Source organism: Microbacterium sp. Leaf203 (assembly GCF_001421275.1).
In the GTDB taxonomy this organism is placed as follows: Bacteria; Actinomycetota; Actinomycetes; order Actinomycetales; family Microbacteriaceae; genus Microbacterium; species Microbacterium testaceum_A.
Genome location: NZ_LMKF01000022.1, coordinates 456633 through 473691, shown reverse-complemented (window position 1 = coordinate 473691; position 17059 = coordinate 456633). Strand labels below are relative to the sequence as shown.

Genomic DNA, 17059 nt, shown 5'->3' with positions numbered 1-17059 from the left:
CGCCGGTGGTGGTGGCGCCGTCGGTGACGCTGTCGCCGATGCCCGAGACGGCGTTGCCGCCGACCGTGATGGGCACGCCCACCGGGAGGCCGATGACGTTGCCGCCGAGGATGCCGTCGGTTCCGTCGGTCACGGTGCCGCCGGTCGAGCCGGTGCCGCCCGTGGTGCCGCCGGTGGTGTCGGCGTCGTTCGAGACGCTGTCACCGATCACCGACACGGCGTTGCCGCCGATGGTGACGGGCAGGCCGACCGGGGCGTCGACGACGTTGCCGCCGCCGATGCCGTCGGTGCCGTCGGTGACGGTGCTGCCGCCGGTCGAGCCGGAGGTGCTGCCGCCGGTGGTTCCGGCGTTGTCGGTGCTGCTGTCGCCGATCACCGAGACCGCGTTGCCGCCGATGGTGACCGGAGCCTCGACCGAGATGACGCCCTGGTTGCCGCCGGCGACGCTGTCGCTGCCGTCGGTGCTGCTGTCAGCCGCGGGGGCCGCGGCCTCGGGTGCGGGCGCCGAGGAGTCGGCATCCGTGCTCTGGCTGTCTCCGATGACCGAGACGGCGTTGCCGCCGACCGTCACGGGGACGTTGACCGACACGAGGCCCTGGTTCCCCGAGCCCACGCCGTCGCTGCCGTCGGTGATGGTGACGGGTGCGGGTGCGGGGGCTGCGGGGGCCGACGTATCGGCGCCGTCGCTGGTGCTGTCTCCGAGCACCGAGACGGCGTTGCCGCCGACGGTGACCGGGAGGTTGACCGAGACACCGACCTGGTCGCCCGAGAGCAGACCGTCGACGCCTGAGGTGTCTGCGGCATTGGCGATGCCGGCTCCGAGGACGGCGAGGCCGCCTCCGACGAGCGTGCCCAGAAGGACACGCGAGTAGATCTTGCGCATGAGAGTTTCTCCTGTAGATGAATGAGGGTGCGCGAAAGCGCGGGGTCGTCTGCCGTGCGATGCACGGTGCGACCGTCCTCAGTCAGGAGAGACGTCGGTGCCGAAGACCGGGGTGCCGGGCAAGTCGTCGTCGACGACGTTCCGGCGGTCGAGAAGAAGCGAAGCGGTGAAGAGCTTGGCGCTGTCGGCGGTGGCGGCGCCCATGCCGCCCGAGCCGGAGTTTCCGGATGCCGACGAGCTGGTGCCCGTGCTGGCGCCGAAGGTCGTGAGGGGTTCGTCGGATCCCCGCGGCCCGGAGGGGGCGCTCTGCGCACCGGCGACGGCGGCAGAGACCTCGCCCGTCGAGGTGGCGCTGAAGACCGTCGCCGCCCCGCTCGAGGGGGCCGTGCGGGACGACGACGGAACGAGGGAGGGATCCGTCGAGAGGATGCCGGTGACGACCGCCGTGGCATCGCTCACGGCCGCTGCCGAGAAGATCTCGGCGGGCACGATGTCGATGATCGGGGTGGTGATGTCGCCACCGGGAACCGTCGGGACGCCCGGAATCGTGGGGATGACGGGGGAGATCGGGGGGAGGGTGCCGACGATGACGGGCAGGGCCGCGTCGACGGCGTCGGTGACGCCCGAAATGAGGTCTCCGAGGCCGATCGAGCTGACCACGTCGCCCACGACGGGGACCGTCTGAACGGTGTCGACCACGGGGGCGACGACCTCGCCCACGACCCCCGAGCCGGCGACGTCGGTGACGACGTCTCCGACCGTGTCGACCGTGCTGCCGACGGTGGAATCGGCGGTGTCGACGACCTCGGACACCGTGTTCGCAACGGTGTCGGTGGTGGTCGTCACGACATCGGCGACGGGGGCGGGTGCGACCTCGGTGACGACCTGCGTCACGGGAGCGACCGTCTCGGTGACGTGCTCGACCGTGGGCGAGACGACCGTTCCGACGACCTCGTCGACCGTGTCGGTGACCTGGTTCACGGTGGAGCCGATGGTGCCGAGCAGCCCGCCCGAGCCGTCGTCCGCAGAGGCGGGAGAGGCCGAGAGAGCGACGGAGAGAGCTGCTGCTCCGAGGGCGGTGGACACGCCGACGAGGAGCATCCGCAGCATGTGCGGTGCCCCCCGACCGGACGCGTTCTCCATGATTCGCCCCCCAAAGGTGAATCTCCGAAACCTGTGGGCGGCGACGTTACGCCCGGATTCACCCGGGCGGAAGAGGTCGGGTGAAATCTAAGTAGTTGGAGGGTGACGAGCGGGTGAAAGGCGACACGCCGGAGGGTGAAGAAAAATTTGACACGGAGGGCTCCGGGTCGGTAGGCGGACGACGAGTTATCCCCCGAGTTGTACACATGTGAATGCTCCTAGCAGGAACCTTCAACGTCCACTTCACACGGGATTTCCCCAGGAAAACTGTGGACAAATAAAGCCCAGATCAACGGCGCATACACGCCCGATATTCGCATCCATCCACGTAGTTCTCCACAGCACTTGTGCACAGCCCTGGCGGCGTTTCCCGCAGTCTCTCCACAGAGTTATCCACAGGTTCATTTGCGTGTGGAGGAAGCGGTATCTAGCGTGGGTGCAGCCCCTCGGGCAGCTGGATCACGTTGCCGCGCGCGTCGATGTCGGACGTCGGTGATTCCATGCTGCCGAGGCCGCCCCGAGCCCCGTTTCCGCGTCGTTCTGCACGCGCGCGAGGCCCGGCCAGGGGTGCCCGAGAACCGAAGGAGAGCCCGTGTCGATCGCCGATATCGCCGAAGAACGTCTCGGAAAGGCGCCGCGCCCCGAGCGCACGCCCCCGCACGACATGCTCGCCGAGCAGAGCGCTCTAGGCGGCATGCTGCTGTCGAAGGACGCCGTGGCCGATGTCATCGAGTCGCTCCGCGGACCCGACTTCTACGTGCCGAAGCATGAGCTGATCTTCGAGGCCATCCTCACCCTCTACTCGCACGGCGAGCCGACCGACGTCGTCGCCGTCACCGACGAGCTGATCAAGACGGGCGAGCTGCAGCGCGCCGGGGGAGCGGACTACCTCCACACGCTCACCTCGATCGTGCCGACCGCCGCCAACGCCGGCTACTACGCCTCGATCGTGGCCGAGCGCGCGATGCTGCGTCGCCTGGTCGAGGCCGGCACGCGCATCGTGCAGATGGGCTACGCGGGCGAGGGCGACCCGGTCGAGCTCGTCAACAGCGCCCAGGCCGAGATCTACAACGTCTCGGGCGATGACAGCGCCGAGGACTACATCCCCCTGACGACGGCCGTGGATGCCGCGGTCGAAGAGATCGAGGCCGCTCGCGGCCGCGACGGGTCGATGACGGGCATTCCCACCGGCTTCGCCGGTCTCGACCAGCTCACCAACGGTCTGCACCCCGGTCAGATGATCGTGCTCGCCGCGCGCCCCGCCATGGGTAAGTCGACGCTCGCGCTCGACTTCGCCCGCGCCGCCGCGATCCGCGCCAACGCGCCCTGCATCTTCTTCTCGCTCGAAATGGGTCGCAGCGAGATCGCCATGCGCCTGCTGAGCGCCGAGGGTCAGATCCCCCTGCAGAGCATGCGCAAGGGAACGCTCGACTCGCGCGACTGGACCACGGTGGCCTCCACCCGCGGTCGCATCAACGACGCGCCCCTCTACATCGACGACAGCCCCAACATGACGCTCGTCGAGATCCGCGCGAAGTGCCGTCGCCTCAAGCAGCGCGAGGGCCTGAAGATGGTCGTCATCGACTACCTGCAGCTGCTCACCAGCGGTAAGCGCGTCGAGTCGCGCCAGCAAGAGGTCAGTGAGTTCTCGCGTGCGCTCAAGCTGATGGCGAAGGAGCTGCAGGTTCCGGTCATCGCCCTCTCGCAGCTGAACCGTGGCGCCGAGCAGCGCGCCGACAAGAAGCCGGCCCTGAGCGACCTGCGTGAGTCGGGCTCGATCGAGCAGGACGCCGACATGGTGGTGCTGCTGCACCGCGAGGCCGCGTACGAGAAGGACTCCCCGCGCGCCGGCGAGGCCGACCTGATCGTGGCGAAGCACCGTAACGGCCCGACCGACACGATCACGGTCGCGTTCCAGGGGCACTACTCGCGGTTCACGGACATGGCGCCGGGGATGTAGTTCATCCGGCGGTAGGTGCGCCGTGCAGTTGGCGGCTTACGCGGCTATCCGACGTTCATCAGCATGCGGTGTTCACGTCGACGCCGCCGAGCACGCCGTGACGGCCGCAGCGTCGGTTCGGGATCGAGCCCTTCGAGGGGTGTGGGAACGTGTCCCCCGAATGGCGGGTGCCGGAGCGCGGTCGGCATCGATAGCCTCCGAATGAACTCGAGTGGGGGTCTTGAGTCAAGCGTGGCCCCCGACGAGATCCTTGGGGGACGGCGAAGGATGTCGTCACGAGTTGCCCAATGCCTATGGGGGCGAGGGAGGGAACGATGCAAGAAGAGCTTGTGCCCCCAGTGGCGATACAAGAGGGAGCCATCTTTCGCGTGCGCCTCTGGGCCCCTCCGTCCGCAGACGGCTTCGCGTGGCAAGTGGACGACTGGGAACTGACCAACGGTGATCTCGACCAAGCCCTGCGGTGGGCTGATGAGCATGCCCAGGGAAACCCGTACGAGCTCTTCGTACGGGCAGGATCACCCGACTTCTACCGCCTCCGCGGCAAGCCGGCTGACGGTGGCGGCACTCAAGAAACCATCATTCTTCGCACCGACTCGACCCGCGAATAAACGAGAAGTGCAGAGATGTCCGCGACTGATCGCCCCAACCGCCCGCGCCGCGTGACGCGCCGCCGCAGAATGGCGGCCGCACCCCAAGCAGAGCAGAACCAGGAATCGGCTTGGACATCAGAGAACCCGCTTCCGGAAGGCGTCACCATGACGTCCACCGGGGATGGCGCTGAGCTGACCTTCACGTTCGACAAGTAAGACGCGCGACCTGCGTCGGGCACCCATCGCGGTGTCCGACACAGGTCGCAGTCTCATACCGCTTCCCGTGCGAGACACCTCACCCCTCCGCCCTGACTCGGCACATCCCGCATGGCGACCCCCAGCCGACAGCTATCGAGCCGGCGTTCCGCATCGAGGCGACCCCCAGTCCTCCCACCCTGAGGAACCGACACGCTGAGACGATGACGTTGCTCGACGACTACGTCGTGAGGACGACCGCTGGTCGACCGCTGCTCATGGTGATGGATGCGGCGTTCGACGCGAGCACTCGTACGGGAACGCCGGTGCGGATCGCCTGATCATCATCGGTCTGGCCGGCACGATGATGAAGGGGTTGCCGCGAGTCGCGGTTCATCGACATGTCGTCGGGGACGTGACCAGGGTGCTCACGGCTTCCAAAACCCCAGCGTGCACAGCAGCACGGTCTCGTCGTCGGCGCCCGCCGGCGGGTCGATGGCCGGCGGGAAGACGCCCCACTGACGCCACTCGTCGGCGTGCGGGGTGACGTGTTCATTCATCCCCTCGATGAGCTCGGGGGAGAGGTGGAACGGGATGCCGAACTCCTTCGCGATCGACCACGCCTGGAAAGCGCGGTACGTCGCGAGGTGCGCGAAGCCCTCGTCGGCGGGGTAGTCCCCGTAGGTGAAGTGGAAGGTACCCGCGAACTCACCCGCGCGGACCGCGGCCGTGGCCTTGTCGTTGAGGGCGTCGTACGAGGCGATCGGATCGTCGCCCATCAGGTCGACATCGGCGAAGGGGTCGCCGTCGGCGGCCGCGCGTCCCGCGATCACGGCGGGAACCCAGGCTTCGTCGTAGGCGTGGCGCTCGAGGATGCCGAGCAGCGTCGGCGACTCGAGCTGACTCCACTCCTTCGGCACGGATGCCGAGAAGTCATCCGGATCGAGCTGATCGACGACCTCGCGGAGCGCGGCGTCGGCGTGGAGGAACAGAGTGGCGGGGCTCATGGTGGGGAGGGTACTCCGGGGTGACGACATGGGCTAGGCCAAGCCAGGACCGTCGCACGTTGGCGCCGGAGTCGACGACCTGCGCCAGTGCAGGCGTGAGTGGGCGCGAACGAGCAAGATAGAGAGGGTTGCGTCCCGAAGCGCGTGCTCCCGAGTCATTCAGGCTCCGAGACCGCGGCTGATTCACAACGGGCGCTGGGGGGAATGTCTTGACTATCGATACGCGTCAGATCATCGGCGGCTCCGTCGACGACCTGGCAGAAGGCCTGCGCCCGTTCATTGAGCGAGTATTCGCGGAACGTCTCCCCGGGGGACCTTCGTGGGTTCAGATCGTGGCTCACAAAGATGAGCTCGCGGGCAGACCCACCTCCCACCATCACGCAAATGACGTCGGACTGATGTTGCGAGTGATGACTGAGAAGCTGGGTAACCTCGGGTACCCCTTTGATGGTCACCTTTCTCGCCAAGCCACGAATTGGGCGAGCGAGATGCGCGAGGTGCGCAACAAGCATGCGCACCAGGTCGAGTTCAGTCTCGCCGAGACGTACCGCGCTCTCGACTCGGCTGAGTTGCTCCTCCGCGAAGTCGGCGCGATCGACGAAGCGCAGCGGATCGCGGCACGTAAGCCGGTAGTGCTCTCGGCTTTGGGTGGCGGGGCTGCCGGCCGCTCGCTCCCCGCGCCGCCTAGCGCGCCGACAAGCGCGAGGCTCCCCGCGCCACCGACAACCGTGCTCCCTTCATCGACCGACCCGGCCGCCTCCGCCGCACAATCCGTCGCGTCGGAAGCGGAGACGACATCGCCCCTCACCCGCCGTCAGCTGCGCGAGCAGCCCGAGACGGACGCATCGGTGCCCCCACCTGCGCCGACGCCGAGCGCGCGTCTCTCGCTCGACGCGGTCAGCGAGCTCAGCTATGCCATGGCGCACGCGCGCATCGTTCCCGTGCAGGAGGTGCGGGTCTCTTACGCCGGGCCCGAGCTTCGCGGAGCATCTCTCGAGATCGAGGCAGCCACGGCCGGCGGTTCCCTGGGGGCGCCCAAGGTCGTGATCCTCGACCTCGCGCCCGGTCTGAAGACACTCGCGGGGCTCGACCTGCTCTCGCTCGATCCCGCTCCGATGCTCCAGGTTGATACGGAGCAGCCTGGCTCCATCACTCTCACTCTGCGCGGACCGGACGGCGGATTGATCGCCGAGCATCGGCATCCGGTCACTGTTCTGGCCGCGAACCAGTGGATCGCCCGGGAGCTGCACCTCGGCCTCGAGCTTCTCGCATCATTCGCTCAGCCGCAGGCGGCCGCACTGACGCCTGTCCTTCAGCGAGCTTCGGACCTGCTGGGGCAGTCGAGCGGTCGCACGGAGCTTGACGGTTATCAGAGTGACAACCCGGCGAGGGTGGACGCCATGGTCGCGGCCATCTGGGATGCAGTGCGCGAATGCGACATCCGTTACGCGGAGCCTCCTGCGAGTTGGGGCCTGAGCGGTCAAAAGATTCGCACCCCGCAGGAGGTGCTCGAGGGACGGCTCGGAACGTGCCTCGACACGACGTTGACGCTCGCCGCGTTGCTCGAACAAGTTGGGATCAACTCGACGTTGTGGATGGTGGACGGGCATATCTTCCTCGGGTATTGGCGTGAGAACGGCAGCCTCGGTCTGCCCGCGACCACCGACATCGAGGAAGCGGTCAACCTCACAAAGCTGGGTCGGATCTCGTTGCTCGAGACGACGCAGGTGACCGGTGGTGCAGCATCCGCCACGTTCGACGTCGCCCGCGCTACGCCCCAGGCGTACCTCGAAGCCCGTCGCGATGAGATCCTCGGCATCACTGACGTGCGCGCGGCCCGGGAGAACGGCATCTTCCCGCTGCCCAGTCGTACCGTGGGTCCCGATGGTGAGGTGACCGTCGTCAAGTATCGACCGCTCGACCGCGTCCTGGCGCCGTTCGTCGCCGACCAGCGCGATGCGCAGGGCCGCGCACTGGCTCCACCGCGGGTGGCGCAGTGGAAGAACGCACTGCTCGACCTGAGTCTCCGCAATCGCCTCATCAACTTCACGAGTCGCGCCGGGTACCAGCTCGCGGTGCCCGGCGCGGCACTCGGCCGGCTCGAGGACATGATCAACGGAGGCGCAAGCGTCACGCTTCTCGCGTCCGACGACGTTCCCGAGATCGCGCGAGAGCGGGGCATCCGCTTCGGTCGCGACCGCGACGATGCCGAACGAGAGGCGCTTCTGGCCGATAAGCGGCAGGCGCACCTGACTGACGTCACGCAAGCGGCCTATACGGCGAGGCTGCGCGCTCTGGCCGCGAAAGCCAAGACGGTCACCGAAGAGACCGGCGCGAACAACCTGTACCTCGCGTTCGGCACCCTGCGTTGGGAGTTCAACGACCGGCAGCTGCAGTCGCCGCTCGTTCTCGTCCCGGTGACGTTGGAAAGTGTGTCGCGTGGCCAGTCCTTCCGCCTCGTCCTCGACGAAGCGGGTGCGTCCACGCCGAACTACTGCCTCCTCGAGAAGCTGAAGGTGAGCTTCGGCATCGAGGTGCCCGGGCTCGCGAATCCGGCGACGGATGCCGCGGGGATCGACCTGGGCGCAGCGTTCGATGCGGTACGCCAGGCGATGGTCGACGCCAAGCGGCCCTTCGTCGTCGAGGACACCGTGCACCTCGGCATCCTGCAGTTCGCGAAGTTCCGCCTGTGGAAGGATCTCGACGACAACTGGGAAGAGCTTGCGACGAACTCGCTCGTCACCCACCTCATCAGTTCGCCGAACGAGGCGTACGTCGACGCTGTACCGGCGCCGGTCGACGTCGATCTCGATGCGCTCTCGGCGCAGGTTCCCGTCTCCGCGGACTCTTCGCAGCTCGAGGCCGTGGTGGAAGCCGTCGAGGGTCGCACGTTCGTGCTCGAAGGTCCTCCGGGCACCGGTAAATCGCAGACCATCACGAACCTGCTGGCGCGGTCGTTGGCCTCCGGCAAGCGCGTGCTCTTCGTCGCAGAGAAGCGCGCGGCGCTGGAGGTCGTGAAAGATCGATTGGATGCCGTCGGACTCGGCGCCTTCTCGCTCGACCTGCACGACAAGGGTGCGCGGCCGAATGCCGTGCGCGAGCAGCTCCGGGCGGCGCTCGACGCCACTGCCCGGCCCGATCGGGCCGCGCTGTCCGCACAACGTGAGGCGGCGGAGTCCAGTCGCGGAGCGCTGTCGCGCTACGCGCAGCGGGTGCACGAACCGAACGCGGCGGGTCTGTCCCTGTACTCGGCTCGATCGCAGCTGCTGGCATCGGCGACGGACATTCCGCCACTGGATGTGCCCCACTCTCTGGTCGCCTCGGGAGATCACATCGACCAGCTGCGCGCGACACTGCGTGCGCTTCCCGCGGTCAGTGATCTCGCCCGTCCGGCAGCCACCCATCCGTGGGGGTTCGTCGACGATCCCGCTATCGATGCGGCCTCTCTGCACAGCGCGGCCCGCGCCTTCGACGAGGCTCTCGCAGCCGTCGGCCCGAGTGAGCTGGTGTCTCGCGCGCGTGAGCCCCAGCAGATGGAGGCGTGGGCGGGTGTCGCTCGGGCGCCGCGCCATGCGCTCGATGCCCTCGACCGCGTTCAGCCCGAGTCGATCGACGATCTCGCCCGGCGGCTCGCAACGGCGGCCGCGCAGCCGCCCGCATGGTTTGCGCAGGTCGATCCGCGGGTGTTCTCTCGGAACGTTCGCGAGATCCACGCCACCGCCCTGGCTGCGGATGCGTCCTCGTTCTTCGGCCGCAAGAAACGTCGGCGTGCAGTGCTGGCCCAGTTCGCGGCCGACCTGCGCGTCGAGCAGACCGCGATCGACCTGCGCGGTCTCTCTACGCTGACCGGCGCCATGGCCGAGACGGCTGCACAGGTCGACGAGCTGCGCGGTGAGCTGCAGCGACAGCCCGTCGCGGTTGCGCCCGCCGATTTCAATCCCTACATGCCCGGCGCGGCGGAGCAGGTGGGCGCAGCCCTCACGTGGGTGGGGTGGCTCTCGCGGACGCTCGCTTCCGATGTCTCGCCTGCCGGAGATCTCCGCTCCGACCTGCGCCGTGTCTACGAGACGACGGCCCCCGATGCGGCGTCGGCCGAGCGGTACGCGGCGCTCGCCGCGGCGTGGCGGGCGATGGCAGCTGCCGCAGGAGGCGGGGCGTCACGTGACCCCCTCGCCGCCTGGGCCGGCGATGAAGGAGTCGCATCGAGCTGGGAACGCACGCGTACGGCGCGGAACCCCGCGACGACCGAACCGGTCACTCTCGGCCGCTGGATCGACCTGCTCCGGCACGTGGAGCCCCTGCGGCGACATGGGATGAGCAAAGTGCGGGAGGCGATCCTGGCGGGGCGCGTCCGTGCTGACGACGCGGCGCTCGCCTTCGACAAGGGGGTCGCGTCGGCGTCCCTCGAAGAACGCGAGGACGCCACCGCACTGAACGACTTCGATCCCGCCGCGCACAACCGGACGATCGGGCGGTTCGCCGCGAGCTCGGCAGCCATCCGCGGCGAGCTTCCGCGGGCTCTGCCGGCTGACATCCTCTCCCAGCGGCGGTTCGACCCGACCTTCGACGGCGGCGAGATGGGCGCGCTCAAACGTCAGCTCTCGCGGCAGCGTGGTGGGGACAGCGTGCGGACGCTCATGGACAAGTACGGCGAACTGATCACCCAGATCACGCCGTGCATGCTGATGAGTCCGGAATCAGTCGCCCGGTTCTTCCCCGCCCGCGCCGGGATGTTCGACATCGTGGTGTTCGACGAGGCTTCGCAGATTCGCGTCGCGGATGCCGTGGGGGCAATGGGGCGAGCGCGTTCTGTCGTGGTCGTCGGAGACTCCAAGCAGATGCCTCCGTCGACCTTCGCCGAGGTGACGGCCGATGTCGACGAGGCTGAGGCTGATGCGGGTGTCGTCGCGGATGAGGAGTCCATCCTCACGGAGTGCACCCAAGCGCGGGTTCCGAGCAAGTGGCTCTCGTGGCACTACCGCAGCCAAGATGAAGCGCTCATCGCCTTCAGCAACCACCAGTATTACGAGAGCCGCCTGTCGTCGTTCCCGGCGCCACTGCGTGAGTTCACCGCGTCTGCACCCGGCGCGCTCGCCGCGACGAAGCCCGACTACGGTCTCTCGCTCGTGCGCGTCGACGGTCGGTTCGAGCGTTCGGGTGGGCGTGGAGTTCTTCGAACGAACCTCGTCGAAGCGCAGGCGATCGTCGACGAGGTGGTCCGTCGGTTCGCTGCCGCCGGCGACGCGGCGCCATCGATCGGCATCATCACGTTCAACGTTCAGCAGCGCGACCTCATCGACAACATGCTGCGTGACGCCGCGGACGAACGCATCGGTCGCGCGCTCGATGAGCGCGATGGATTGTTTGTGAAGAACCTCGAAAGCGTGCAGGGCGACGAGCGCGACACCATTCTGTTCTCGGTCGCCTTCAGCAAGAACGAGCGCGGAATGCTCCCGCTGAACTTCGGGCCGCTCTCGCGTGCGGGCGGAGAACGCCGGCTGAATGTCGCGGTGACTCGTGCGCGACGACAGGTCGTGCTGTATGCGAGCTTCGATCCCGCTGAGCTTCGTGCCGAGCAGACCTCGGCCCGTGGGCTCAAAGACCTGAAGTCCTACCTCGAGCTCGCCGCCCGCGGAGTCGCACCCACCGATGACTCCACGCTTCGGGTGCCCGTTATCGATCGGCACCGTGACGAGATCGCCGCGGTTCTGACCGAGCGTGGACTCGTCGTGAAGACGGACGTCGGACTCTCGGACTTCCGTATCGATCTCACGCTGGCATCCGTGTCCGACCCCGCCCAGCCGCTCATCGCCGTCCTGCTCGACGGCGAGGGGTGGCGCGCGCGCCGCACGGTGGCCGACCGCGATGGCCTACCTGTCGATGTCCTCGGCGGGTTGATGCGCTGGCCGGGGATCGAAAGGGTGTGGCTGCCGGAATGGCTGGATGATCCGGATGCCACGGCCGACCGCCTCGTCGCGGCGGTTCAGGCCGCCGAGGCCGGTGGTCGGTCTGTGTCAGACGCGCCGGTGGAGCGGGTCGAGGATCTCGATGAGCCCCCAATGGAGGAGCCGGTTGAGCTTCTGCGCGCGGCAATGCCGGCAGAACAGAAAGACGAGGATGCCGTCAGCGTGGCGCATCCGCACGTCCGCGCCTTCGTGCCCTGGCCGATCCCCGTGTCCGGGGGAGTCTCTGTGCTCGACGCTCTCCCGAGCCCGTCTGCTTCCGGGCGGGTTCGCTCCGCCATCGTGGAGGCCATCGCCGCCGAGGGGCCGATCTCTCGAGCACGCTTGGCGCGAGTGGTGGCGGAAGCATTCGGACTGTCACGTGTATCGGGCGCCCGGGCCGCAGCGATCCTCCGGCTTATCCCGGATGCTCACACTCGCCAGGGCGACGAGCAGTTCGTCTGGCCTGCGGACGCGGATGTGTCGACGTGGCGAGACGTTCGCACGAGTAGCCCGGGGGAGAGCCGACCGCTCGAGTCCGTCGCTCTGGAGGAGATCGCGAACGCGATGGCCGTTGTCGCTGAACTCGGCGGTGGGGTGCGCGAGGACGAGATCAAACGAGAAGCTCTGCGGCTGCTCGGTGGAAAGCGGATGACGACGCAGATCTCCGAGCGACTTGCCGAGGCGCTGACGGTGGCGGTGGCCACCCGACGGGTCGAGCTTGCGCCGTCGGGAGCGTATGTCGCGCGATTCTGATTCCCGACGGCGGATAGAGTGACGTCGATTTACCTTGGGGGCGCAACATGGTGCGAGGATTCGCAGTCATCGATCTCGAGACGACAGGTCTCTTTCCGCAGAAGCACGATCGCATCGTCGAGGTGGCGATCGTGCATGTCTCACCGACGGGCGTCGTCGAGGGAGTCTGGGAAACACTCGTCAATCCGATGCGCGACATGGGTGCGCAGCGCATCCACGGCATCAGCGCCGCTGCGGCCGCGCGAGCTCCGGAGTTCAGCGCGCTTGCCCCGTCCATCGCCTCGTTGCTACGCGGACGGGTGCCGGTCGCGCACAACGCCAGTTTCGACGCGCGATTCTTGTCTCACTCGATGCAGCAGGCCGGGCTGGCCTGTCCCGATCACGCGTACTGGATGTGCACGATGCAGCTCGCGGGCACGTTCCTGCCGGGCAATCGGAGTCTCGCCGACTGCAGCGCCGCCATCGGATATGCGATGGAGAACGCTCATCGCGCCTCGGCCGATGCCCTCGCTGCGGCAGCGCTCCTTCGCGCCTACATCGGCGCGGGTCACGATCCCGCATGGTGGGATGGGTGGCTCGCGACCCCGGGGGAGTGGCCGGATGAGCCGTGCGATACGACAGCGTGGCTGGCGCGCACGGACTCCGACACGGCGCCGCGGTCCGTTCTCGAGCGGCTGCACGTGGACGTAGCGGTCGATGCCGCCGTCGACGACGGCGCCCTGAGCCTCGACTACCTCGCTCTGCTCGACCGCGTCCTCCTCGATCGGTACATGTCCGCCACGGAGACCGAGGACCTCATCCGTTTCGCCGCCGACCTGAACCTTTCGAGCACGGCGGTCCGCCGAATCCACCGCGCCTACTTCGACGGGTTGGTTTCGGCGGCCTGGGCGGACGACCAGCTCACCGCTGACGAATGGGCCGATATCCAGAAGATCGGCGGCCTGCTCGAGATCGACGCGCAGACGATCGCCGGCGCCGCTTCGAAACCGGATGCCGCANCCCGCCGAGATCGAGCGGCGTGGTTCGACATCCTCACCGAGCGCGGTCTGATCCCGAAGGACAGCATGGTGAAGAAGGCCAAGGTGCTCGTGGCAGCCGATCCCGATTCGATGTCGGGGAAGGCGCGGCAGGCGCGGGCGTGGGGGATTCCGATCATCACGGAGGAGGGGCTGGAGAGGTTGATGGGGCTGGGGGCTGCTGACTAGCGGCGCCGCGGCGCCTCAGCGTGTAGGTGGCGCTCCGGATACGGCTTCGCGGTGATCGAGTCGTGTCACGAATTCGGGGGGCGCGAGGCGCACGCCGCGAATTGATCTGCGGTGTTTGACGTCGAGTACACCGCCGAGCTCGGTGAGGACGGGTTCGCCGAGCCGTGCACGGATGCGGAGCGTCCGCTGGTGATGATCCTGCGTGAGTATTTGGGGTACTGAGCGCCACCCCCGCGTTCTCTGTAACCGCTCCTATCGTGGTGCGACAAGCTGCATAAGTTGGTCGTAGTCAGACACGACGTCGTAGGTGACCTCTCGATCAGAATCTATGTTCAGCGTTGCGAAGAACCTACGCGCGCACTCGATCTTCGCGTTCTCGACGCCCTTGAGCTGAAGCGTGGACAGAGATCCTTTGGTCTCTGCGACGAAGTAGACGTGCTTGACACTGCCCTCGCGGAAGGCGATCGCCCAGTCGGGGTTGTAGTCGCCGACTGGCGTGGGGATGAAGAAGCCGCGCGGCAGCTTCGAGTACACGACGACCTCGTCGCTGGTGTCGAGCTCGGTGACGAACGATCGTTCCACCTTGGAGTCGGTGACCACGTATTCGTAGACGCTCTTCCTCAGCTTGTCCCCCGCCTTCGACAGGTCTTGGGCGGTTTGGCTCTCGGTAAAGATAGATGAGTCGTAATGGTCTTCGAGAGCGTCGTATGTGAGGTGCTCGACGATGACGGCCGCCTTCTGCTCGTTGATGAGCCGTGCCGTCTCGGTGATGAATTGCTCGGGGTTCTGCTTGAACTTCGCAAACGTCGCCGGGTTGATCCCAGTGAGGATCGCCGCGCAGGTCCGCCGGGTGAGCTGAGTCTTCTCAGCGATCTCGCCGAGCAAGTCGTACTTCACCGTCGAACCAGCTGAGAGTGCGGACTCTTCGATCTTGGTGGTCGCGACCTTGAATCCCTCACCTGCCTCGAGCTGTGTGGCTTCGAGGGAAGCGAGTTGGACGCCCCTCTGCACGACGTACTGCATGACGGTCACCGTAAGCGCCTTGTCGAGCGTGTGGATGCAGTTGCGGATCAGCTCGGTCGAGTCGAACTCCACCTGGTAAACCGCCTTGTGGTTGATCCGCCCCCACAGCTCCTGAAATTCGCGTCTGTGGAAGTTCGACTCGTTGAGAGGGACCTTCTTCGGCTTCCGCCCATCAGCCGGTGCAGGGATGTCAAGGTGGAGGGAGTCGATCAGCTCCGCGACCTGGTGGTGGTAATGCTCGAGCCCCGCCGGCATCGCCGGGATGTCGAGGTCAGCGCGGCCAATCCATTTGTCGGTGAGGTGCTGTTCGTAGTCGATGAAGCCATTCGTTGTGAGCCAGAACTGCAGTTGCTTCGCCTGGTCGTCTGTGATCGTGACCTTCTCGCCCGTCGTGGGATCCTCCACGACCTTGCCCGCAAAGAACTCTGGGCTTGCCTTGCGAGGTCGGGCGCTGAGCGACTCGACGATCTCCCTCTGCAGCGCGGCCACAAAATCTGAGTACGACTCGTCTGTGACGACGGTCAGCTCGTTGATGTCATGCACAGTGACGGGGTTGTCCATCCGCTCACCGTGTTGGTCGACCGCCAGGCGCAGGCCGCGCCCAATTTCTTGTCGTCGTGTGGTGGTGTTGTCGCTCTTCTTGAGCATTCCCATGACGAAGACGTTCGGGTTGTCCCAGCCCTCTCGCAGGGCCGAGTGTGACCATATGAACCGCACGGGCTCCTCGAATGACAGGAGTCGCTCCTTGTCCTTCAGGATGAGGTCGTAGGCCGCGACGTCGTCGGACTGGCCGGCGGTCTCACCCGTCTTTTTTACGGAGCCGTCCACCTGGTGCCCGGATTTCTTGTCAATCGAGAAGTAGCCCTGGTGGGTCTCGTTCACGGGGATCGACTCCAAGTGGGCGCGGTACCGCTCGGACGCTTCGTCGAGATCCATCTGGCTAAGAAAGTCGGTGACGAGCGCCTCGTACTCTTCCTCGAAGACGCGGGCGTACTCACCAAGCGTGTCTTCTCGGGCGTAATCGCGGTACTTACCGACCTCATCGATGAAAAATAGCGAAAGCGCCTTGATGCCCTGCGCGTACAACGTGCGCTCCTTGTCTAGGTGCGCCCGGATGACCTCTCGAATCTGGATCCGACGCTTCGCGTCGTCGGTCAAGTCATGGGTGACTTGCCCCGCGAAGATGCGTTCACCGTTCGAGAGCTCAATGAAGTCTTGGTTCGCGTCGACATCGATGACGACGAGATCCTTATACGCTTCGATGCCGTTCGAGATGTCGTGAAGCCTGGAGCCCTTCGACACGCGCACAGACTTCGGTCTCGGACTCGAGCTTCCCGCGGGCTGCATATAGAGTTCAACGCGCGCCTTCGGGAAGTCAGCTCCCTTGCCAACTTCGAGCCCGTCCACGTAGAGATAGGCGGTGCTGCCAGGCAGACCCTTCACCGTTATGCCGCGCACGGCGATTTTCTTCACCAGCTTCTTGTTGTAGGCATCCAGCGCGTCTAGACGGTGAACTTTCGTGCGTTCGATCTTGTGCGTCGCCGAGTACCGCAACGCGAACAGGGCGTTGAACAGACTCAACGCTGCCAGTGACTTGGATGCCTTTTTACCGTCGCCTTCGATCTTTTGAGGCTCATCGATGATCAGGATCGGCCGGTTCGCCGCAATCACGTCGATGGGCTTGCGTGACTGGAATTCATCGAGCGCCTCGTAGATGCGACGGGCATCTTTCCCTGTCGCGTTGAAGGCTTGCGTGTTGATGATCATCACCTGCACGCCGGCATCGGATGAGAATCGCTCGAGTTCGTGCAGGCGTGACGAGTTGTAGACGAACGTACGGGGCTTCGTTCCGTAGGTCTGCTGGAAGTGCTCGGCGGTGATGTCGAACGACTTCTTCACGCCCTCACGGATCGCGATGCTCGGAACGACGACGATGTACTTCGACCATCCATACCGCTTGTACAGCTCCATGATCGTCTTGATGTAGACGTACGTCTTGCCGGTGCCGGTCTCCATCTCGACGTCGAGGTTGATGGGCGCGGCAGGCGACGTCACCAGGCTCTTCGACAGAGGCAGACCACGCGCAGTCTGGATGCCGTGGACGTTCGCCAAGAGCTGCGGCATCGAGACGCTGATCGCGGAGTTGCGCAGACCCGCATCCTCAAGAAGCGTCGCGGCGGCGTCTCTGCCCGGGTCGATGCGGTACTTCACCCCGTCGGCGAACGGCTGACCCGCGAACACGTCGACGACGGCGTTGACGGCCTCGGTCTGGTACTGCTGGACCTTGAACTGAAGCTTCATACCGTGCCCACCTGCTGATCTTGTCTAGTCCGGTACCCGCGAATACAAGAACTC

At 66.3% G+C, this 17059-nt stretch carries 6 protein-coding genes and 1 pseudogene; 3 read left to right on the top strand and 4 right to left on the bottom strand.

All coding sequences use genetic code 11. From position 1 onward, the window contains the following. Both ASE56_RS17200 and ASE56_RS03425 read right to left on the bottom strand, forming a co-directional pair. Positions 1–883: chaplin family protein (locus tag ASE56_RS17200; RefSeq protein WP_056224949.1), on the bottom strand; the 883-nt coding region annotated here is incomplete at its 3' end. Between the two features lie 78 nt (positions 884–961). Further along, positions 962–1993, bottom strand: coding sequence for a hypothetical protein (locus ASE56_RS03425; RefSeq protein ID WP_056224947.1), 1032 nt, complete (start codon positions 1991–1993; stop codon positions 962–964). A 625-nt stretch (positions 1994–2618) separates the two neighbouring features. Here ASE56_RS03425 and dnaB point away from each other — a divergent pair. Next, positions 2619–3986: a replicative DNA helicase gene (gene dnaB / locus ASE56_RS03420; protein WP_056224944.1), complete on the top strand. Its 1368-nt coding sequence runs from the start codon at positions 2619–2621 to the stop codon at positions 3984–3986. Between the two features lie 1213 nt (positions 3987–5199). Here dnaB and ASE56_RS03410 read toward each other — a convergent pair. After that, complete coding sequence (locus ASE56_RS03410; protein ID WP_056224939.1) at positions 5200–5778, bottom strand: hypothetical protein; 579 nt, start codon at positions 5776–5778, stop codon at positions 5200–5202. Between the two features lie 209 nt (positions 5779–5987). Between ASE56_RS03410 and ASE56_RS03405 the strand changes: the two genes are divergently transcribed. Both ASE56_RS03405 and ASE56_RS18020 read left to right on the top strand, forming a co-directional pair. Continuing rightward, positions 5988–12476: a DUF3320 domain-containing protein gene (locus tag ASE56_RS03405; RefSeq protein ID WP_056224936.1), complete on the top strand. Its 6489-nt coding sequence runs from the start codon at positions 5988–5990 to the stop codon at positions 12474–12476. Between the two features lie 47 nt (positions 12477–12523). After that, positions 12524–13474: pseudogene (locus tag ASE56_RS18020) on the top strand (exonuclease domain-containing protein); the annotation flags it as partial. 459 nt (positions 13475–13933) lie between these two features. Here the strand turns inward: ASE56_RS18020 and ASE56_RS03395 are convergent. After that, a complete protein-coding gene (locus tag ASE56_RS03395) occupies positions 13934–17005 on the bottom strand; it encodes a type III restriction-modification system endonuclease (RefSeq protein ID WP_056224934.1) in 3072 nt (1023 codons plus the stop codon). Positions 17006–17059: the final 54 nt, after the last annotated feature.